The organism is Pseudomonas sp. UF-293 (assembly GCF_058245595.1).
Map to the genome: position 1 here is coordinate 1 of NZ_JBSICA010000051.1, position 21,753 is coordinate 21,753.

At 58.9% G+C, this 21,753-nt stretch carries 18 protein-coding genes; 13 read left to right on the plus strand and 5 right to left on the minus strand.

What is annotated here, in order from left to right; genetic code table 11:
* The first annotated feature begins 100 nt into the window (after positions 1-100).
* The 4 genes from AC4IHP_RS27265 to AC4IHP_RS27280 all read left to right on the plus strand — a co-directional run bounded on the left by AC4IHP_RS27265 (position 101) and on the right by AC4IHP_RS27280 (position 4,807).
* Positions 101-736: an RluA family pseudouridine synthase gene (locus tag AC4IHP_RS27265; RefSeq protein ID WP_208938147.1), complete on the plus strand. Its 636-nt coding sequence runs from the start codon at positions 101-103 to the stop codon at positions 734-736.
* A 179-nt stretch (positions 737-915) separates the two neighbouring features.
* Positions 916-2,205: a M18 family aminopeptidase gene (locus AC4IHP_RS27270; RefSeq protein ID WP_064364632.1), complete on the plus strand. Its 1,290-nt coding sequence runs from the start codon at positions 916-918 to the stop codon at positions 2,203-2,205.
* Positions 2,206-2,399: 194 nt separating this feature from the next.
* Positions 2,400-2,576: a hypothetical protein gene (locus tag AC4IHP_RS27275; protein ID WP_016773747.1), complete on the plus strand. Its 177-nt coding sequence runs from the start codon at positions 2,400-2,402 to the stop codon at positions 2,574-2,576.
* Between the two features lie 74 nt (positions 2,577-2,650).
* The gene (locus tag AC4IHP_RS27280; protein WP_490833223.1) at positions 2,651-4,807 is read left to right on the plus strand and encodes a mechanosensitive ion channel family protein; all 2,157 of its coding nucleotides are present in this window, start codon (positions 2,651-2,653) and stop codon (positions 4,805-4,807) included.
* A 47-nt stretch (positions 4,808-4,854) separates the two neighbouring features.
* Here AC4IHP_RS27280 and AC4IHP_RS27285 read toward each other — a convergent pair whose 3' ends face one another.
* Positions 4,855-5,109, minus strand: coding sequence for a bacteriocin immunity protein (locus tag AC4IHP_RS27285; RefSeq protein WP_490833224.1), 255 nt, complete (start codon positions 5,107-5,109; stop codon positions 4,855-4,857).
* On the minus strand, positions 5,109-7,025 hold the full coding sequence (locus tag AC4IHP_RS27290) for an S-type pyocin domain-containing protein (RefSeq protein ID WP_490833225.1): 1,917 nt from the start codon (positions 7,023-7,025) through the stop codon (positions 5,109-5,111). Before AC4IHP_RS27290 ends, AC4IHP_RS27285 begins: the two co-directional genes overlap by 1 nt.
* Positions 7,026-7,303: 278 nt before the next feature.
* On the opposite strand from AC4IHP_RS27290, the gene AC4IHP_RS27295 reads away from it, so the two are divergent.
* Entirely contained in the window at positions 7,304-8,638 is a 1,335-nt protein-coding gene (locus tag AC4IHP_RS27295) for an amidohydrolase (RefSeq protein ID WP_490833226.1), read from the plus strand.
* 203 nt (positions 8,639-8,841) lie between these two features.
* On the opposite strand, the gene phnR is transcribed toward AC4IHP_RS27295, so the two are convergent.
* A complete protein-coding gene (gene phnR / locus AC4IHP_RS27300) occupies positions 8,842-9,555 on the minus strand; it encodes a phosphonate utilization transcriptional regulator PhnR (RefSeq protein ID WP_490833227.1) in 714 nt (237 codons plus the stop codon).
* Positions 9,556-9,905: 350 nt separating this feature from the next.
* On the opposite strand from phnR, the gene AC4IHP_RS27305 reads away from it, so the two are divergent.
* From AC4IHP_RS27305 to AC4IHP_RS27330, 6 genes are all read left to right on the plus strand, one after another.
* Positions 9,906-10,973 carry an ABC transporter substrate-binding protein gene (locus tag AC4IHP_RS27305; RefSeq protein ID WP_490833228.1) on the plus strand — a complete coding sequence of 356 codons (1,068 nt, stop codon included), beginning with the start codon at positions 9,906-9,908 and terminating at the stop codon, positions 10,971-10,973.
* 133 nt (positions 10,974-11,106) lie between these two features.
* Positions 11,107-11,913 carry an alkaline phosphatase family protein gene (locus AC4IHP_RS27310; RefSeq protein ID WP_490833229.1) on the plus strand — a complete coding sequence of 269 codons (807 nt, stop codon included), beginning with the start codon at positions 11,107-11,109 and terminating at the stop codon, positions 11,911-11,913.
* Positions 11,914-11,918: 5 nt separating this feature from the next.
* Positions 11,919-12,755, plus strand: a complete 837-nt coding sequence (locus tag AC4IHP_RS27315) for an ABC transporter permease (protein ID WP_162245414.1) — start codon at positions 11,919-11,921, stop codon at positions 12,753-12,755.
* Positions 12,742-13,542, plus strand: a complete 801-nt coding sequence (locus AC4IHP_RS27320; protein WP_490833230.1) for an ABC transporter permease — start codon at positions 12,742-12,744, stop codon at positions 13,540-13,542. The genes AC4IHP_RS27315 and AC4IHP_RS27320 overlap by 14 nt, the downstream gene beginning before the upstream one ends.
* On the plus strand, positions 13,539-14,528 hold the full coding sequence (locus AC4IHP_RS27325; protein WP_490833231.1) for an ABC transporter ATP-binding protein: 990 nt from the start codon (positions 13,539-13,541) through the stop codon (positions 14,526-14,528). The genes AC4IHP_RS27320 and AC4IHP_RS27325 overlap by 4 nt, the downstream gene beginning before the upstream one ends.
* A gap of 110 nt (positions 14,529-14,638) precedes the next feature.
* Entirely contained in the window at positions 14,639-15,292 is a 654-nt protein-coding gene (locus AC4IHP_RS27330; protein ID WP_490833232.1) for an HAD family hydrolase, read from the plus strand.
* A gap of 96 nt (positions 15,293-15,388) precedes the next feature.
* On the opposite strand, the gene AC4IHP_RS27335 is transcribed toward AC4IHP_RS27330, so the two are convergent.
* Complete coding sequence (locus AC4IHP_RS27335) at positions 15,389-16,357, minus strand: zinc-binding dehydrogenase (RefSeq protein WP_490833233.1); 969 nt, start codon at positions 16,355-16,357, stop codon at positions 15,389-15,391.
* Positions 16,358-16,495: 138 nt separating this feature from the next.
* Here AC4IHP_RS27335 and AC4IHP_RS27340 point away from each other — a divergent pair, with 138 nt between their 5' ends.
* Together AC4IHP_RS27340 and AC4IHP_RS27345 are read left to right on the plus strand one after the other, a co-directional pair.
* Entirely contained in the window at positions 16,496-18,580 is a 2,085-nt protein-coding gene (locus AC4IHP_RS27340) for a carboxy terminal-processing peptidase (protein WP_460117634.1), read from the plus strand.
* 118 nt (positions 18,581-18,698) lie between these two features.
* Complete coding sequence (locus AC4IHP_RS27345; protein WP_490833234.1) at positions 18,699-20,480, plus strand: bifunctional diguanylate cyclase/phosphodiesterase; 1,782 nt, start codon at positions 18,699-18,701, stop codon at positions 20,478-20,480.
* 513 nt (positions 20,481-20,993) lie between these two features.
* Here the strand turns inward: AC4IHP_RS27345 and AC4IHP_RS27350 are convergent.
* On the minus strand, positions 20,994-21,753 hold a 760-nt coding region (locus tag AC4IHP_RS27350; RefSeq protein ID WP_490833235.1), incomplete at its 5' end, for an RHS repeat-associated core domain-containing protein.

Sequence of the window (21,753 nt, forward strand, 5' to 3'; positions counted from 1 at the left end):
CTTTTGATCTTCAAAGTCAAAAGATCGCAGCCTTCGGCAGCTCCTACAGGGTTATCAGCAGCTCCGAGCCGCCGTTGGCATTTGTTACGAGGCTGTTTTAATGCCGCTGTCCAACATCCGCATCATCCATCAGGACGCCGCCGTACTGGTGGTCGACAAACCGACCCTGCTGCTCTCGGTGCCCGGCCGCGCTGACGACAACAAGGATTGCCTGATTACCCGCCTGCAGGAAAACGGCTACCCGGAAGCGCGCATCGTCCATCGCCTGGACTGGGAAACCTCCGGCATCATCCTGCTGGCCCGGGATGCCGATACTCACCGTGAACTGTCGCGGCAGTTTCATGACCGCGAAACCGAAAAGGCCTACACCGCTTTGGCCTGGGGTCAGCCGGAGCTGGACAGCGGCAGCATCGATCTGCCCCTGCGCTATGACCCGCCGACCAAACCGCGACACGTGGTCGATCACGAATTCGGCAAGCACGCGCTGACCTTCTGGAAAGTGCTGGAACGGTGCGGCGACTGGTGCCGGGTCGAACTGACACCGATCACCGGGCGCTCGCATCAACTGCGCGTGCACATGTTGTCGATCGGTCACCCGCTGCTCGGTGACGGCCTCTATGCCCACGAGCAAGCGCTGGCCGCCTGGCCACGTCTGTGCCTGCACGCGAGCATGCTCAGCTTCACTCATCCGCAAAGCGGTGAACGCCTGCGTTTCGAGTGCCCGGCACCGTTCTGACAGCCAGCAGCGGCCCCATGTGGGAGCGAGCCTGCTCGCGAAAGCGGTATCACATTCAGCATTGATGTGGACTGATCAATCGCTTGCGTGAGCAGGCTCGCTCCCACAGGGGATCCGGTCCGGATTCAATTCCCCGGCCAATACGTTAAACTCCCGGCCATTGCTGTCTGGAGTTTCTTATGCGCGCAGAGTTGAACCAGGGCCTGATCGACTTTCTCAAGGCCTCCCCTACCCCGTTCCACGCCACCGCCAGCCTCGTTCAGCGTCTGGAGGCCGCCGGTTATGTGCGCCTCGACGAGCGCGAGCCATGGTCCACCGAGGCCAACGGCCGCTATTACGTCACCCGCAACGACTCCTCGATCGTCGCGATCAAAATGGGCCGCAACTCGCCCCTGCACGACGGTATCCGCCTGGTCGGCGCCCATACCGACAGCCCGTGCCTGCGGGTCAAGCCACAACCGGAACTGCAGCGTCAGGGCTTCTGGCAACTGGGCGTCGAAGTCTACGGCGGCGCGCTGCTGGCGCCGTGGTTCGACCGCGATCTGTCGCTGGCCGGCCGCGTGACCTTCCGCCGTGACGGCAAGGTCGAGAGCCAATTGATCGACTTCAAGGCGCCGATCGCGATCATTCCCAACCTGGCCATTCACCTCAACCGTGAAGCCAACCAGGGCTGGGCGATCAACGCGCAGACTGAACTGCCGCCGATCCTCGCCCAGTTCGCCGGTGACGAGCGCGTCGATTTCCGCGCCGTGCTCACCGATCAACTGGCTCGCGAACACGGCCTGAATGCCGACGTGGTGCTGGATTACGAGCTGAGTTTCTACGACACGCAAAGTGCTGCAGTGATCGGTCTGAACGGTGATTTCATTGCCGGTGCGCGTCTGGATAACCTGCTGTCGTGCTACGCCGGCCTGCAAGCGTTGCTCACCGCCGAGACCGACGAAACCTGCGTGCTGGTCTGTAACGATCACGAAGAAGTCGGCTCCTGCTCGGCATGCGGTGCCGACGGCCCGATGCTCGAACAGACCCTGCGCCGCCTGCTGCCGGAAGGTGACGAGTTCGTCCGCACCATTCAGAAATCCCTGCTGGTGTCGGCCGATAACGCCCACGGCGTGCACCCCAACTACGCGGAAAAGCACGACGCCAACCACGGCCCGAAACTCAATGCCGGCCCGGTGATCAAGGTCAACAGCAACCAGCGCTACGCCACCAACAGCGAAACCGCCGGTTTCTTCCGCCATCTGTGCATGGCCGAAGAAGTCCCGGTGCAAAGCTTCGTGGTGCGCAGCGACATGGGCTGCGGCTCGACCATCGGCCCGATCACCGCCAGTCACTTGGGCGTGCGCACCGTCGACATCGGCCTGCCAACCTTCGCCATGCACTCGATTCGCGAGCTGTGTGGCAGCCATGACCTGGCACATCTGGTCAAAGTGCTCAGCGCGTTTTATGCCAGTCGCGAATTGCCATAACGGCTGACAAGCTTCGCGAGCAGGCTCGCTCCCACAATGGAATGCCATTCACCTGTGGGAGCGAGCCTGCTCGCGAAAGCGCTGCTTCAGACACCAGAAACCTCACTGACTTGAAGCATTCCTGAGTCACATCACCCGCCCGCCCCGAAAACCCGCCTAGACTGCAAGAATCCTCTACAGACAAGGCAGTCTCCATGATCTCGATGTCCTCCTTCCACGCCATGCTCATCCCCATCCTCAGCGGGATGATCCTGCTGGCCATCGGCTTCAACTTCCGTGACAAGAACGCCGGGGTGTTCGCCATGTGGATCGGCATGCTGATGATCCTCGCCACGGTGGTCTACAAGATCCTCGCCAAACTCAACGAATGACCGCGCCCGGCTCGCATTGCGCCGGAGGGCCTCGTACACTCCAGCGCATCCGCCTATCGCGAGGTTGTCTTCTGGTGTTTGCTCGTCTTTTTGCTTTGCCCGGTCTGCTGCTTGTCTGCCTGATGACGCTGCTGCCGCTGGCGCCCGCCCAGGCAGTCGGTCTGCCCGGCCTGCTCAACACTTCCAAGCCGCAGCCTGAAGCCGTAGAACCCCTCGGCCAGTCGCTGGACGAAGTGATCAAGTCGCTGGAAAACGACAAGCAACGTGCACAACTGCTCAGCGATCTGAAAAAACTGCGCGACGCCACGAAGAAAGCTCAGACCCCCCCCGAAGAAGGCGTGCTGGGCCTGATCGGCGGCACCCTCGCCAACTTCGAAAAGCAGTTTTCCGGCGCCGACAGCCCGATTACCCGCTGGTCCAACGAGTTCGATCTGGCCAAGGATGAACTGACCAGCAAGCTGCTGCCGGCCAATGAATGGCTGCCGATCATCTTCGGTTTCGCGGTGATCCTGATGGTCTGGAGCCTGCTCGCCGCCGCGCTGATCTGGCTTGGCCACCGCGTGCGCATGCGCTTTGGCCTTACCGAAGAACTGCCGCAACACCCCAAGGCCCTCGACATGCTGCGCTTTGCCCTGCGCAAGCTCGGGCCGTGGCTGATCGCGTTGGTGATGACGGTGTATATGAGCTACGTGTTGCCGTCTTCGCTGGGCAAAAGCCTGGCGATGGTGCTGGCCTATGCCTTGGTGGTCGGCACCTGCTTCTCGGCGATCTGCGTGATCGCCTTCTCCCTGCTCGACGGCCCGCACCGCCATCGCGCGCTGTACATCCTGCGTCATCAGGCATTTCGGCCGTTGTGGCTGATCGGCAGCTTCGCCGCGTTTGGTGAAGCGCTGAGTGATCCGCGTCTGGTCGAGAGCCTGGGCGTGCATCTGGCGCACACCGCCGCGACCACCGCCAATGTCCTCGCGGCACTGTCGACCGGCCTGTTCATTCTGCGATTCCGCCGACCGATCGCGCACCTGATCCGCAACCAACCGCTGTCACGCCGCCTGACCCGCCGCGCCCTCAGCGACACCATCGAGATCCTCGGCACCTTCTGGTACGTGCCGGCACTGGTGCTGGTCGGCATCTCGCTGTTCGCCACATTTGTCTCTGCCGGCGATACCAGCACCGCGCTGCGGCAGTCGCTGATCTGCACGGTTCTGCTGGTGTTGTGCATGGTCATCAACGGCCTGGTGCGCCGCCATTCGCTGAAGCCACAACGCGGGCCGAAACGCCATGCGCTGTACTCGGAACGATTGAAAAACTTCTTCTACACCCTGACGCATTTGCTGGTGTGGCTGATCTTCATCGAGCTCGGCCTGCGGGTGTGGGGCCATTCGCTGATCGCGTTCGCCGAAGGTGATGGCCATGACATCAGCGTCAAACTGTTCAGCCTGATCGGCACGCTGATTTTTTCCTGGCTGATCTGGATTCTCGCCGATACCGCCGTGCACCACGCTTTGACCCGCTCGCGCAAAGGCTTGGCCAACGCCCGCGCGCAAACAATGATGCCGCTGATCCGCAACGTGCTGTTCGTGGCGATTTTCATCATCGCGCTGATCGTCGCGCTGGCGAACATGGGCATGAACGTCACGCCATTGCTGGCCGGTGCCGGGGTGATCGGTCTGGCCATCGGCTTCGGCGCGCAATCGCTGGTCGCTGACCTGATCACCGGCCTGTTCATCATCATCGAAGACTCCTTGGCCATCGATGATTACGTCGACGTCGGCGGCCACCTCGGCACCGTCGAAGGCCTGACCATCCGCACCGTGCGCCTGCGCGACATCGACGGCATCGTCCACACCATCCCGTTCAGCGAAATCAAAAGCATCAAGAACTACTCGCGGGAATTCGGCTACGCCATCTTCCGCGTCGCCGTGCCGTACAACATGGAAATCGACGATGCGATCAAACTGATGCGCGACGTCGGCCAGAAGATGCGCAGCGATCCGCTGCAACGCCGCAACATCTGGTCGCCGCTGGAGATTCAGGGTGTGGAGAGTTTCGAGTCCGGCAGCGCGATTTTGCGCGCACGGTTCAAGACTGCGCCGATCAAGCAGTGGGAGGTTTCCCGGGCGTTCAACCTTTCGCTGAAGCGGCAACTGGATGAGGCGGGGCTGGATCTGGCGACACCGCGGATGAGTGTGCAGGTGATTACGCCTGGGGTTGAAATGAAAAAGGAAGGCTGAACTGAGATGGCCCCCTATTGGCAGGTAATACCAATAGGGGGCTAATTTTATCTGGCTTTGAAACCCGGTTTTCCTTCAGCGGCGCGCCACTTTTTTACTTCCGCCACAATATTTTCCGGACCGCTTTTTCCCGACTCTGGGTAGTAAATTAAATCGGAACCCGCTGGATGCTCACTCAGTCGTTCAAACTCCATTACAGCTGAGGTATGCCCCTTTTCAGTCGCGTAATCCGATTGGTATATCTTTTTTACAAAATGCAAAAATTGCTCTTCCGATATTTCATCGATCATTAATTTTTTCATTACTCGGCTCCCTTATGAACTGCCAAATGCTGTTTCGGAGTTAGCAAGCGCAGGTTATCAATATCGTATAACTGCCCACCATCCGATAACGATGAGACATGGTGCAACTCAAACTTCACTCGTTTACCAACTCGATCGCCCGCTTTCACATACGGTGATCGGCCTTTGCTCATTGCACTGAGACTGCCAGGATCAAACGACATCGCCAGTTCCGCGTCAGCGCTCACCGCTTTCCAGAAAGTCTCCCTGAATGCCCTGAAATCCTTGAAGTTTTTGCCTCGCAATTGATCTGCGATTCTCGATGGAATCGCCGCCCCCTCGCCCTGCGTAGCCGCCCCCAGCCATCCACCCGCAACCGGCGCACCATAACCACTGGCCACCCCTGGATCATTGCGTCGATCCCGGAACATGACGTACTGCGGTGGCAGACCCGATTCCGGTGGGAAGACCAGAATGAAGTCGTCGAAACGAATGTTGCCCCGCCCTGGGTAAGCGTCGATCCGTCCTTCAATCGGCACAAGGTTGCCGCCGATATATCGCGGTGGGGCCGGGTTCTCGATGGGGAACAGCGTTGAACTGTCTGCCGGCGTTACTGAGGGAGTCCAGACCGCGGTTGTCGGCGGGATGTCAGTGAGCGTCGCGCTGTAAGTGTTGTTCCCTGCGTTGAAACCAGCTGCAACCACGCGAACGCCGGAAGGCAGTTTTGTCCCCGCTACCGGAACGACAAGCAGTTCGGCGAGAGATCCCGTCAGTGGCCGGGCGCTCAAACGCACCGGCAGATTCAGTCGTGCTCTTTCGCTTGCCAGCCTGTCCAGATCAGGCAGTTGACCGGGCAGCAGATCTGCCAGTGGAAGGCTGAGCAGAAAGCGTTCAGGCAATTCCCCATTACCCAACACCGGCGAGTAGACAAACGCACTCACCCCCACCATCAGACCGGACGCCGTGCCGGCAGCCAGCCCCGATAAACCGGCCACCGCCGAGCGAATCGAAGCGGCAAAACCCGCCATCAGGTTGTCGGCGATCGCGACCGCACCAGCGGACGTCGCAAATACCAGTTGGGCGTGGCTGGTATTGCCCTGAAAGCGCAACAGGCTACTGTGACCACCGGAGGTGTCCTGCCGGCGCTTATCCTCATCAACCCTGCGTGCTTCGGCTTCGGCTTCAGCCTCAAGCGCCGCCTGTTCCTCGGCACGCTTGCGCTCTAGTGCCTCAGCCGCCAAACGGGCCTGTTCTTCTTCGAGCCGCCTGAGTTCATCGGCAGCGGCCTGCCGCGCCAGCTCCTCCGCCTGCCGCCGCGCCTGCTCCTGAGCGACGCGGGCCTGTTCCTGTGCAACCTGCCTGGCGTGTTCCGCCGCCAACCGGGCCTGCTCCTGAGCAATCCGCTCGGCTTCCTGCGCTTGCACCACGGCAATCATGCCCTTGACCGTCGCCGACTGGCTGTTCAAAACGCCAATGCCTTCAACCAGTAACTTGGCGTTGAACAAGGCGCTATAGGCCTGCCGTACGCTGACGCTGCCGCTTCTCCGATTGACTTGCGGTAAACGACCTCCGTTGAAAAAGGTTTCAACCTGGGCGTGGCCGAAACGTTCGATGGCCACGTCCTTTGCCAGCAGAAGCGCGCCGAACTTTCTGGCTATCAGCGACTCCCTGAATCGCATCTCCCGCGCCAGCGCATCCAAAGGCGGCAAGACACTTTGATCGCCTGCTGCGCGTACTTCTGCCAGCTCAAGCTCGATGACCTGGGCAATATTTCTGGAAGTATCTTTATAGATACTTTCCATATCGAGTATTTCACCCAAAGGCGCAAAGTTGATGCTTGGCCCCGAACCGTCTCCTGCACCTAAATAATGTAAATATTCATCTTGTTTATCCGGACGCACAACAATCGGCGGAAGCGTTATTCCATTACGCTGCATTTATAAATCCTCCATGGACAATAGTTTTGTCGCGCTGGCCGGTCACCCTCAAACAGCCAATAACGTGACCGGTACCTGGAGAAATTTATGGAAATAAATGTTGTGCGGTGCGGTACATAGTTATCGCCCGCGTTTTATCTGTCACGCCGGACGGAACTGATAAAACGGTAGGAGTTTTCCCTGTCGGAGCGCATAGCGCTTCCTTGCCCGATCGCACTTGCGTGCAATGCCTTTGTCACACGCAAGGAAGCCCAACAACAATAATCAAGGAGACCCCCATGCATCTGACGCGCATTGCCCAAACCCTCTTGCTCACGCTGGTCGCCAGCCACGCCGGCGCCGCGACGATGGACAGCGCCCGCACACAGATCGCCGAGCAGGCGCAGAAGCTCGAACCGGAGCTGCTGGAAACCCGCCGCGACCTTCACGCCCATCCAGAACTTGGCAACACTGAAAAACGCACCGCTGAACTGGTCGCCAAACAGCTGCAAGCCATGGGCCTGGAAGTGAAAACCGACGTCGCCCGCACCGGCGTAGTGGCCGTGCTCAAAGGCGCCCTGCCCGGCCCGACCGTGGCCCTGCGCGCCGACATGGATGCGCTGCCGGTCAAGGAAGTCTCCGATCTGCCGTTTGCCTCGAAAGCCAAAGGCACGTATCTCGACAAGGAAGTCGACGTCATGCACGCCTGCGGCCACGACGCCCATACCGCGATCCTGCTCAGCGCGGCGAAAATTCTGACGGGCATGCGCGACACCCTGCCCGGCACCGTGGTGTTCTACTTCCAGCCTGCCGAAGAAGGTCCGAGCGATTTTATTCCCGACGGCAAAAACACTTGGGGCGCGAAGATGATGGTCGAGGAAGGCGTGATGAAATCGCCGAAACCGGACGCGATATTTGGCCTGCACGTCTGGGCCGGCGTCCCCGCCGGCCAGATCGCCTACCGCCCCGGCCCGACCCTGGCCAGCTCCGACGACCTGCGCATCAAGATCCACGGCAAACAAACCCACGCCGGCCGCCCCTGGGACGGCATCGACCCGATCACCGTCGGCGCGCAAACCATCGTCGGCCTGCAAACCGTGGTCAGCCGCCGCACCGACATTTCCTCTTACCCGTCGGTGGTCAGCATCGGCACCATCAACGGCGGCACCCGCTACAACATCATCCCCGAATCACTCGACATGACCGGCACCATCCGTTCCTACGACTACGGCATCCGCCAGAAACTGCACAGCGACGTGCGACAGACCATCGAGAAAATCGCCGAAAGCGGCGGCGCGAAAGCCGACGTCACCATCATCGAAAAATACGATCCGACCATTAACAACCCGGCACTGACCGAGAAAATGCTGCCGACGTTGAAGTGGGCCGCCAAGGATGATGTGGTGCAGGGACCACTGGTGGGTGGGGCGGAAGATTTCTCGTTCTTCGCCAAAGAGGCGCCGGGCTTGTTTGTGTTTCTCGGGGTGACGCCGAGGGATCAGGACATGAGCAAGGCTGCGCCCAATCATAATCCGGGGTTCTTTGTGGATGAATCGGGGTTGGTGGTTGGGGTCAGGACATTGGCGTCGTTGGCGACGGATTATCTGTACGGGAATGCGGCGGTGGGCAAGTAGAGAGGGGTGACTGTGGGGGCGCCTTCGCGAGCAGGCTCGCTCCCTCAGAACAGCAAAATCAAAAGATCGTCCGATCGCGGCCCGAGCCTTCGGCAACCCCTACACACGATGAGAGTTAGCTCGAGTTCCGCTTTTGATCTGGAGCCCGTCGGCAGGCTGAGCGGAGCGATTGATCCGGGCGTGGGAGCGCAGCGACCAGAAGATCAAACCACATCAACCCCGACGTGAATCGCATCATGCCGCCAAAACTCCAGATCACAATCAATCAACCGCCCATGCTGATCATAATTGACGCGTGCAATCCGTAACCCCGGACTCCCCACCGACACCCGTAACGCCGCCGCTGCATCCACCGACAACGCCGTCGGCACCATCTCGAACCGCACCCGCCCATAGTGCAAATCGTAATGCCGCGCATACAACTCGGTAATCGACTGATTCAAATCGAACTCAAGAATCCCCGGAAAAAACTGCGGATTCAAATAGTGCTCCACATACAACACCAGTCGCCCATCAATGCGCCGCGAGCGGCAAATCTGAATCACGCTCGACAACGCCGGCAACTGCAACCACGCACACACCGCCGCCGAAGCCGGCTGCAGACGCGCCGAAATCACCTCGGTCGACGGCTCACGCCCCTGCGCACTGACCATGGCGTGGAAGTGACTGCGCTGCATCAGGTTGTAAGCCAGACGAGGCGGCGACACGAACCAACCGCGCCGCTCCTCGCGATAAATCTGCCCCTGCGCCTCCAATTGCAGCAAGGCCTCCCGCACAGTGATCCGCGTTGTCCGGAATAACTCGCTGAGCTTGCGTTCAGCAGGCAACTTGCTCCCGGCCGCCAGCAAACCATGATCGATCTGCTCCTGCAGCACCTGGCCAATCGCTGTCACCGCCTTCGTTGCCTCATCGCGCATCAACGTTACCTATCTGGACTAGACCAGCACTGTTTCGGGGCAAATTCGAACGCCGATCAAAGCGCTTTCGCATATTGCAAGCCTAGGCAGCGCAGATGACCGACAGATGACAAAACTACCAAACGGTCGCGTTCATGGCTTGCAATACATCGGCCAAGTCCCCTGTGCTACGGGCCTTTGGCTATGGTCTACGCTGATCTGGCACCTTCCTGACAATGGCAGGTAAAAGATCAGCCACGAGGCTATCGACATCAAAATGTCATCCAGCCCGCCTAAATTGGCTCAGGTATTGCTGACCTAGACCAACACAACCGCAATCGCAGCGTTGAACACGACCAAGGAGCTTCGGAATGAAACAGCTTTTCCTGGCAACACTGTTAGGCTCGACCATCGCTATGTGCACCGCCGCCATGGCGGCCGACACCGATCTGAAAACTCTCGAAGCCGCTGCGAAAGCGGAAGGCGCCGTCAACAGCGTCGGCATGCCCGACAACTGGGCCAACTGGAAAGGCACTTGGGATGACCTGGCTGCGAATTACGGCTTGAAGCATATCGACACTGACATGAGCTCGGCCCAGGAAATCGCCAAGTTCGCTGCCGAAAAAGACAACGCCACCGCCGACATCGGCGACGTCGGTGCCGCCTTCGGCCCGATCGCGGTCAAGCAAGGTGTGGTGCAACCGTACAAGCCAAGCACTTGGGATCAGATTCCGGGATGGGCCAAGGATCAGGACGGCAACTGGGCACTGGCGTATACCGGCACTATCGCCTTCATCGTCAACAAGAAGCTGCTGAACGGCTCCGACGTGCCGACCAAGTGGGCGGACCTGAAAACCGGCAAATACAAGGTTTCCATCGGCGACGTGAGCACCGCTGCCCAGGCCGCCAACGGTGTCCTCGCTGCGGCATTGGCCAACGGCGGTGACGAGAAAAACATCAAGCCCGCGCTGTTGCTGTTCGCCGACCTCGCCAAACAGGGTCGTCTGTCGATGGCCAACCCGACCATCGCTACCATGGAAAAAGGCGAGATCGAAGTTGGCGTGGTCTGGGATTTCAACGGCCTCAGCTACAAGGCCAAGATGGCCAACCCGGACGACTACGTGGTGCTGATTCCGTCCGACGGTTCGGTGATTTCCGGCTACACCACGATCATCAACAAGTATGCGAAAAACCCCAACGCCGCCAAGCTGACGCGCGAATACATCTTCAGCGACGCCGGCCAGACCAACCTCGCCCGCGGCAACGCTCGGCCGATCCGCGCCGAACACCTGCAACTGCCGGAAGACGTGAAAGCCAAGCTGCTGCCGAACGATCAGTACAAGAACGTCACGCCGGTCAAGGATGCCGACGCGTGGGAGAAGACCTCCAAAGCCCTGCCGCAGCAGTGGAACGAAGAAGTCATCGTAGAGATGAAGTAATCCTTCATCTGTAGGAGCTGCCGGAGGCTGCGATCTTTTGATCTTGCCCTTTAAAAGCAACATCAAAAGATCGCAGCCTCCGGCAGCTCCTACACAGATTGGTTCCAGATTTGTTTTTGGAGTTCTTGCCCCTATGAAGCACAACGTCATCCTTGTCGTGCTCGACGGCCTCAACTACGAGGTTGCGTGTCACGCCATGGGGCATCTGCAGGCTTATGTTGGCGCAGGACGCGCGGCGCTCTATCAGCTGGAGTGCGAACTGCCCGCCCTGTCCCGACCGCTTTACGAATGCATTCTCACTGGCGTACCACCGATCGACAGCGGCATCGTCCACAACAATGTCTCGCGCTTGTCCAACCAGCGCAGCATCTATCACTACGCCCGCGATGCCGGGTTGAAAACCGCCGCTGCGGCGTATCACTGGGTCAGCGAGTTGTATAACCGCTCACCTTTCGTGGCTGCGCGCGACCGCCACACCGACGATCCGGCGTTGCCGATCCAGCACGGGCATTTCTACTGGAACGATCATTATCCGGATTCGCACCTGTTCGCCGACGCCGAGAACCTGCGCCTGCGCCACGCGCCGGATTTCCTCCTGATCCACCCGATGAACATCGACGATGCCGGGCACAAGCACGGCCTTGACAGCTCGCAATACCGCAACAGCGCGCGCTCGGCTGACGTCATCCTCGCCGACTATCTGCAGACCTGGCTCGACGCTGGTTATCAGGTGCTGGTGACCGCCGATCACGGCATGAACAACGATCGCTCGCACAACGGCCTGCTGGCAGAAGAACGTCAGGTGCCGCTGTTCGTCCTCGGCGAGGCGTTCAGCCTCAACCCTGACGCCACACCAAAGCAGACCGAGCTCTGCGGCACAATCTGCGAACTGCTCGGCGTGCCCCACGACAAACCTGTGTGCCGGGAGCTGCTCAAGTGAATTCCATGACTCGCGGCAAATGGCTCGCGGCGCTGTGCCTGGTGCCCTTCGCGCTGTTTTTCATCGTCTTCGAAATCGCCCCGCTGGTCTGGGTGATGATCAACAGCCTGCAGTCGGAAGAGTCCGGCTGGGGCCTGGCCAACTTCAGCAAGATCTTCGGTTCGAAATTCTATCGGCAGGCGATCCAGTACAGCCTGGAGATCAGTTTCTGGTCGAGCGTATTCGGCATCATCATCGCCGTGCTGGGTGCTTACTCGCTGCGGCGGGTCGATTCGAAGCTGCGCAACTTCGTGAATGCCTTCGCCAACATGACCAGCAATTTCGCCGGCGTGCCGTTGGCGTTCGCGTTCATCATCCTGCTCGGTTTCAACGGCAGCATCACCATCATGCTCAAGCAGTCGGGGATCATTCAGGACTTCAACCTGTATTCGAAAACCGGCCTGATCATCCTCTACACCTACTTCCAGATCCCGCTCGGCGTGTTGCTGCTCTACCCGGCTTTCGACGCTCTGCGTGAAGACTGGCGCGAGTCCGCCGCACTGCTCGGCGCCAACGGCTGGCAGTTCTGGCGGCACATCGGCCTGCCGGTGCTGACCCCGGCGTTGCTCGGCACTTTCGTGATCCTGCTGGCCAACGCCCTCGGCGCCTACGCCACGGTTTATGCGCTGACCACCGGCAACTTCAACGTTCTGCCGATCCGTATTGCGGCGATGGTCTCCGGCGACATTTCCCTTGACCCGAACCTGGCCAGCGCCCTGGCCGTGGTGCTCGTGGCGCTGATGACCATCGTCACCGTCGTGCATCAACTGCTGTTGAAGAGGAGCTACCATGTCTCGCGCTGAATCCGGCCCGGCCGGCCTCTACCACCGCGTCGTGGTCTATCTGCTGTTCGCCATCCTGCTGTTGCCGCTGCTCGGCACACTGGTCTACTCGATCGCCAGCAGTTGGTCGGCAACGATTTTGCCCAGCGGCTTCACCTTCAAGTGGTACATCCAGCTGTGGAGCGATCCGCGCTTTCTGCATGCATTCGGCCAGTCGCTGATCGTCTGTGTCGGCGCGCTGGTGCTGTCGGTGGTGCTGATCCTGCCGCTGCTGTTCGTCGTGCATTATTACTTCCCGAAACTCGATGCACTGATGAACATCCTCATCCTGCTGCCCTTCGCGGTACCGCCGGTGGTGTCCTCGGTGGGGCTGTTGCAGCTCTACGGTTCCGGGCCGATGGCGATGGTCGGTACGCCATGGATTCTGATCGGCTGCTATTTCACCGTGGCACTGCCGTTCATGTACCGCGCGATCACCAACAACCTGCAAGCGATCAACCTGCGCGACCTGATGGACGCCGCGCAACTGCTTGGCGCCAGCACTTTTCAAGCGGCGGTTCTGGTGGTGCTGCCTAATCTGCGCAAAGGCCTGATGGTGGCGTTGCTGCTGTCGTTCTCGTTCCTCTTCGGTGAGTTTGTGTTCGCCAACATCCTCGTCGGCACGCGCTACGAAACCCTGCAGGTGTACCTGAACAACATGCGCAACAGCAGCGGCCACTTCACCAGTGCGCTGGTCATTTCGTATTTCTTTTTCGTGCTGGTCCTGACCTGGATCGCCAACATCTTGAACAAGGACAAAAGCGAATGAGCTACGTCAGCGTCCAACACCTGCAGAAAAGTTACGCCGGCACCACGGTGTTCAGCGACATCGATTGCGAAATCAACAAAGGCGAGTTCGTCACCCTGCTCGGCCCGTCAGGCTGCGGCAAGTCGACTTTGCTGCGTTGCATCGCCGGGCTGACCCCGGTCGATGGCGGCAAGATCCTCCTCGACGGTGTCGACATCGTGCCGTTGAGCCCGCAGAAACGTGGCATCGGCATGGTCTTTCAGAGCTACGCGCTGTTCCCCAACATGACCGTCGAACAGAACGTCGCCTTCGGCCTGCGCATGCAAAAGGTCAACGCCGACGACAGCCACAAACGCGTGGCAGAAGTGTTGAAACTGGTTGAACTGCAAGACTTCGCCAGCCGCTATCCGCATCAACTGTCCGGTGGTCAGTGCCAACGTGTCGCCCTTGCCCGTTCGCTGGTGACCCGCCCACGCTTGTTGCTGCTGGATGAGCCGTTGTCAGCCCTCGACGCACGGATACGCAAACACCTGCGCGAGCAGATCCGCCAAATCCAGCGTGAACTTGGCCTGACCACGATTTTCGTCACTCACGATCAGGAAGAAGCGCTGACCATGTCCGATCGGATTTTCCTGATGAACCAGGGAAAGATCGTCCAGAGCGGCGACGCCGAAACCCTCTACACCGCGCCGGTCGATGTGTTCGCCGCCGGCTTCATCGGCAACTACAACCTGCTCGACGCCGCTGCCGCCTCAAAGCTGTTGCAGCGGCCAATCAACCACCGCATCGCCATCCGCCCGGAAGCCATCGAACTGAGCCTAGACGGCGAACTCGATGCGCAGATCCGCAGCCACAGCCTGCTCGGCAACGTCATTCGCTATCGCGTCGAAGCACGCGGCGTGGAATTGGTGGTCGATGTGCTCAACCGTTCCGCCGCCGATCTGCATCCCGACGGACAACGCCTGGCACTTTCCATCGATCCAACGGCCTTGTGCGAAGTAGCATAAAAGCAGCTGCAAGCTTCGAGCTACAAGCTTCAAGTTGTAGACTGCGGCGTACTTGATTCCAATTCTTGCAGCTTGAAGCTTATGGCTTGAAGCTGTTCTCGGAGAGACCGATGGCTTTGGCAATTTTTGATCTGGACGAAACGTTGATTCACGGCGACTGCGCCACCCTCTGGAGCGAGCAGATGGGGCGCCTGGGCTGGGTCGATCCCGAGTCGTTCATGCGCCGCAACAATGAGCTGATGGACGCCTACAGCCATGGCAAATTACGCATGGAAGAGTACATGGAATTCAGCCTCGAACCGCTGATCGGCCGCACGCCGGAAGAAGTCGAGCACCTGGTCGGGCCGTGGGTTGAAGATTTCATCGAACCGATCATCTTCAGCGACGCGACCAAAACCATCGCCGCCCACCGCAAGGCCGGCGACCGGATTCTGGTGATCTCGGCATCCGGTACGCACCTGGTTCGCCCGATCGCCGATCGTCTGGGCATCGACGAGATATTGGCCATCGAACTGGAAGTCGCCCACGGCGTTTACAGCGGTAACACCGTCGGCACCCTGACATACCGCGAAGGCAAGATCACCCGCTTGCTGGAATGGCTGGACGCCGAAGAAGAAAACCTCGAAGGCGCAAGTTTCTATTCCGACTCACGCAATGATTTGCCGTTGTTGCTGAAGGTGGATTTCCCGCACGTGGTCAATCCGGATCCGGTACTGCTCGAGCACGCCGAAAACGCCGGCTGGCCGATCCACCTCTGGAAATAAAAGCAAAAGATCGCAGCCTTCGGCAGCTCCTACTTTTGCAATGCGTGCCTCTGTAGGAGCTGCCGAAGGCTGCGATCTTTTGACCTTGCTTTGCTGTCAGCTCAAACCCTCATCAATCACCAACACCAACACCAACTTGCCCGACACCATATTACTCGCCAGTTCGGCAAACGCCGCCTCGGCATCCTTCACCGCAAACGCCTTGGCCAGTTGCGGGCGCAGTCGCCCTTCGGCAAACAGCGGCCAGACATGCTGGCCCAGATCACTAAGCAGATCCGCCTTGAACTGATCGCTACGGCTGCGCAACGTCGAGCCGAGCAGTTGCACACGCTTGGCCAACACCTGCGCCAGATCCAGTTTCGCCTCGCGACCGCCCATCAAACCGATCAACACCCAACGCCCGTCCAGCGCCATCAGCTTGAGGTTCAATGCTGAATAATTGCCGCCCACCGGGTCAAGAATCACGTCGAACGGCCCGAAGTCGCGCAGACTTTCCAGATCATCGGTGCGCACCACACCGCCCTGCGCACCCAATGCTTCGCAGTAAGCCAGACGCTCGGCCGAGCCAACGCTGACCCAGCACGGGTTACCGAAGGCCTTGCACAACTGAATGGCGGCTGAACCGATTCCACTTGCGCCCGCGTGCAGGAGAATTTTCTCACCCGGTTTCAGCGCCGCAAGTTGAAACACATTCAGCCAGACTGTTGCATAAACCTCAGGCAATGCGGCGGCCTCGATCAGCGAAACGCCTTCGGGCACCGGCAGCACGTGCCGTCCGTCGACGACCACTTCTTCAGCCATGCCGCCCCCGGCCAGCAAGGCGCAAACCCGGTCGCCGACCTGCCAGGACGAGCCCGCACCGACTTCGCTGATCACCCCGGAGCACTCAAGACCGAGCACCTGGCTGGCCCCGGGTTGCGGTGGATAAAGCCCGGCTTTCTGTAATAAATCGGCGCGATTGAGGCCGGCTGCCGCCACACGGATGCGGACTTGTCCTACATCGCACGTAGGACTCGGCTCTTCAACCCATGCCACTTGACCTTCAACGCCTTGCAATGCCTTCACACTGCCTCCATAGTGAGTCTGGACTGAGCCCGAAGCTGTAGCGCCGGGCTTTTTGCATTATGCGACCGGCTCTCAAAGAACCGGCGACTTCAAAGACGGCCTAATATGCGTTATCAATTGTCCCCGCGTCGAATCAGCATGAAGCATCTGCTCCCCAGCACCGCCCTCGCTCTTTTCATCGGTATCGGTCTGTTGCCGGTGTCGGGCACCACATTCGCAGCCAACAGCTGGGACAAGTTGCAGCCTGATCGCGATGAAGTCATCGCCAGCCTGAACGTCGTCGAGTTGCTCAAGCGTCACCACTACAGCAAGCCGCCGCTCGACGATGCGCGCTCGGTGATCATCTACGACAGCTACATCAAGCTGCTCGACCCGTCGCGCAGCTATTTCATGGCCAGCGACATCGCCGAATTCGACAAGTGGAAGACCCAGTTCGACGACTTCCTCAAAAGCGGCGACCTCAACGCCGGGTTCACCATCTACAAGCGCTATCTGGACCGTGTCAAAGCGCGTCTGGACTTCGCCCTTGCCGAGTTGAACAAAGGCGTCGACAAAATGGACTTCAACACCAAGGAAACCTTGCTGATCGATCGCAAGGACGCACCTTGGCTCAAGTCCACCGCAGAACTCGACGACCTGTGGCGCAAACGCGTCAAGGACGAAGTGCTGCGCCAGAAGATCGCCGGCAAAGAGCCGAAGCAGATCCAGGAAACCCTGACCAAGCGCTACAAGAATCAGTTGGCGCGTCTGGACCAGACCCGGGCCGAGGATATCTTCCAGGCGTATATCAACACCTTCGCCATGTCCTACGATCCGCACACCAACTATCTGTCGCCGGATAACGCGGAAAACTTCGACATCAACATGAGCCTGTCCCTCGAAGGCATCGGCGCCGTGTTGCAGAGCGACAACGATCAAGTGAAAGTCGTGCGCCTGGTGCCGGCAGGCCCGGCGGACAAGACCAAGCAAGTCGCCCCGGCCGACAAGATCATTGGCGTTGCCCAAGGCAATAAAGAGATGGTCGATGTGGTCGGCTGGCGTCTGGACGAAGTGGTCAAATTGATTCGCGGTCCGAAAGGCACCGTGGTGCGTCTGGAAGTGATTCCGGCGAGCAATGCGCCGAACGACCAGACCACCAAGATCGTGCCGATCACCCGTGAAGCGGTGAAGCTCGAAGACCAGGCCGTGAAGAAGTCGATCCTCAGCCTGAAACAGGACGGCAAGGACTACAAACTCGGCGTGATCGAGATCCCGGCCTTCTACCTCGACTTCAAGGCCTTCCGTGCCGGTGACCCGGATTACAAGAGCACCACTCGCGACGTCAAGAAGCTGCTGACCGAGCTGCAAAAGGAAAAAGTCGACGGCGTGGTCATCGACCTGCGCAACAACGGCGGCGGCTCTTTGCAGGAAGCCACCGAGCTGACCAGCCTGTTCATCGACAAGGGCCCGACCGTGCTGGTGCGTAATGCCGATGGCCGTGTCGACGTGCTTGAGGATGAAAATCCGGGCGCGTTCTACAAAGGCCCGATGGCGCTGCTGGTCAACCGCCTGTCCGCCTCGGCCTCGGAGATCTTCGCCGGCGCCATGCAGGACTACCACCGCGCGCTGATCATCGGTGGCCAGACCTTCGGCAAGGGCACCGTGCAGACCATTCAGCCGCTGAACCATGGCGAACTGAAACTGACCCTGGCCAAGTTCTACCGCGTCTCCGGGCAGAGCACCCAGCATCAGGGCGTGCTGCCGGACATCGACTACCCGTCGCTGATCGACACCAAGGAAATTGGCGAGAGCGCCCTGCCGGAAGCCATGCCGTGGGACACCATTCGCGCGGCGATCAAACCGGCGGCCGATCCGTTCAAGCCGTTCCTCGCCCAGTTGAAGTCCGAACATGACTCGCGCACCAACAAGGACGCCGAGTTCGTGTTCATCCGCGACAAGCTGGCCCTGGCGCAGAAACTGATGGAAGAAAAAACCGTCAGCCTCAACGAAGCCGATCGTCGTGCCCAGCACGCCGACATCGACGCCAAGCAGCTGGCGATGGAGAACATCCGTCGCAAGGCCAAAGGCGAAGAACCGCTCAAAGAGCTGAAGAAAGAAGACGAAGACGCACTGGCCGCAGCCGAGCCGGACAAGGTCAAACCGGAAGACGATGCCTACCTGAGCGAAACCGGGCGCGTACTGCTGGATTACCTGAAACTGAGCAATCAGGTGGCCAAGAAGTAAGTGATGGCAATTTAGTGATGACGATCCCCGGATCGTCATCAAACAGTCATCATTCTGTCGTGCAATAAAGGACCGGGAGCAAGCGCTCCCGGTCCTTTTTTTATCGCCAGAGACTGCCATGACCACAACCGAACAGCTGAGCGCCTTGAGCTCGATCCTGACTCAAAGCGGTTTACACAGCCTGTTCCAGCCGATCATCTGTCTCTCCGAACGCCGCATTCTCGGTTACGAAGCCCTTACCCGTGGGCCGTCCAACAGCCCTTTGCACTCGCCGATTGCCTTGTTCGCCGTAGCGCGACAGGCTGGGCGATTGAGCGAACTGGAAATCGCCTGCCGCCAAAGCGCCTGCCGCCGCTTCAACGAGCAGCAACTGCCGGGCAAGCTGTTCCTCAATGTCTCACCCGAGTCTTTGCTCGAAGCCGCGCACCAACCGGGCCGCACATTGCAGCTGCTGCAGGACTTGGGGATTGCGCCGAGCCAAGTGGTGATCGAACTCACCGAACAGACGCCGATTGACGACTTTCAGTTACTGCAAACCGCCCTGCACCACTACCGGGCGATGGGCTTTTCCATTGCTCTGGACGATCTCGGTGCCGGCTATTCAAGCCTGCGTTTATGGTCAGAATTGCGTCCGGACTACGTGAAGATCGACCGACACTTCATTGATGGCATTCATCAGGACGCCTTGAAAAGAGAGTTTGTCGGTTCGATTCTGCAAATCGCCAAAGCGTCCCGCGCGCAGGTCATTGCTGAAGGCATCGAGCTACCGGAAGAACTCGCGGTGCTGACTGAAATGGGTGTCGATCTGGTTCAGGGTTATCTGCTCGGCCGCCCTCAGGAACATCCATCTCACGATGCACGCGCGCTGATGCCCAAACACGACAGCAGCGCCGTCGCGCTGAACGACGAAGGCAGTGACCTCAGCGCCCTGCTCAACGACCAGCCCGCCGTGCAGCGTGATACACCTACCGCCACCGTCCTGGAAGCCTTCCGCCGCCAGGCCAACCTTAATTCGCTCGCGGTGCTCGACGAACAAGGCCAGCCCTGCGGCATCGTCCATCGCCACTCGCTGTCGGACGCACTGCTCAAACCGTTTGCCACGGACTTGTTTGCACGCAAACCGATCAGCCGCCTGATGAACGATGATTTCCTCGCCGTGGAAATCAGCCAGTCGCTGCAGCAAGTCAGCCGCCTTATCACCAGCCGCGCCCGCCAGCGCATCGAAGAAGACTTCATCATCACCCTCAACGGCAGTTACCTCGGCCTCGGCCGGGTGATCGACGTGCTGAAACTGATCACCGAACTGAAAATCCAACAGGCACGCTACGCCAATCCACTCACCCTGCTGCCGGGCAACGTACCGATCCAGCAATGCCTCACCCGCCTGCTGCAACAGGCCCGCGAATCGATCATCTGCTACGTCGACATCGACAGCTTCAAACCCTTCAACGACATCTACGGTTACGGCCGAGGCGACGAAGTCCTGCTCTGCCTCGCCCAATGCCTCAACGAACGCATCGACCCCACCCGCGACTTCGTCGGCCACATCGGCGGCGACGACTTCCTCCTCGTCCTCGGCCCCGAAGATTGGCGCAAACGCCTCAACCAACTGCTCGACGACTTCCAGAGCCAGTGCCGCCGGTTCTATCGGCCTGAACACATTGAGGCGGGATGTTTTATTGCGCCGAATCGCCAGGGTGTGCGGCAGGAGTTTGCGTTGTTGTCGTTATCGATTGGGGTGGTGCATTTGCGACCTGAAGCTTGTGCAACGCTTGATGCCAGCCAGCTTGCGGAGATGGCTTCGCAGGCTAAGCATCATGCGAAGGGGGTTGTGGGGTTTAGTGTGTATTTGCTCGATGCTATAGCGCCTCCGGCCCAGACATCACAGCTAGTTGGTTAAACCCCAGCACAGTAGCGCATCATGAACTCCATTTAGTTCACAATCAAAATCTAGCAATCAGATGGCGCCCTCTTCAGACACGGGAGGTGTACCTAAGTAGTGACTACTAACTCTCAATCTATCGGACTACTCAAATCGGATACCCGCACCGCCATGGAGGGCAGAATAATTCCGGATCGATCGCGAGCCGTTCCAAAACCGTATAGATATCCTCCTCAGAATTAACGGGCACAAAGTTTAATATCACGATATCCCGGTCATCAATACCATCGCTGGAGTCAATTTCTTTAATAGCCACAGTGAACACTACAATCGAAAACCTAAACCCTTTTGATCTATGAATAAAATCGTAATATTGATGCGGATCGCCTGAGAATGAATATTTGTAATTAGCATATATTGAGACCCATTTTCGACTTGAGTGATCTTTGCACGGAAGTTCTTGTGCAATATTGTCGTAGCTCGTCCCTTCGAGGCCATACCATACGCTACGAGCGATTTTCTTCTGCTGTTTCATTTTTGACCTGCAAATGAGTTTGGCCAGTAAATCCGGATTACTTTGCCGTCCTTTGGATGCAATTGTAGATGAGGCATGACAGCATGCGGATCGTTAGGACTATGATTTGCCATGTAAACTTTTCGATTTACGACATTAGATACAGCTGTGTCATCCCAGTGATAGTACGATTCTTTCCCAACGGGCGTTTGGAAGTAGTCTTTGGCGGTAACGGAATTGAACTCTTCAGCATTTCTATATCCTTGACCTAAGTATTTCCCTCTGAACAATTCTTCAGCTTCCGCTCGACTGTTAACAGTAACATCCTTAGCACCTTGATCCAGCAGCGCAGAAGCTCGTTTAACGCTAGGACTCGACCATTCTATATCCGGTGGAAGAGGCTCTCTGGTATCAACCTTTGCATTCCCGCATGGTGCCGTTGGATTTCCTTTTCCGTCTCCATCTGGCGGGCATCCGTTCAACCCCAACGGATCCACCCACCCCGTCGGATTCGGCACGTACTGGTACTGATTCAACCCACCCGCGAGCTTCACCGGATCCGGCGTCAGATACCGCCCTAACCTAGGGTCGTAATACCGATGCCGGTTGTAATGCAATCCGCTTTCAACATCGAAATACTGCCCCTGAAAACGCAGCGGTTGATCCAGGTAGTCTTCGCCGGCGAGGGTGACGGCGGCGGCTTTGCCGTAGGCGTCGTATTGCGCGGACCAGACGATTTCGCCGCTGTAGTCGGTGAGTTCCTGTGGGGTGCCGAGG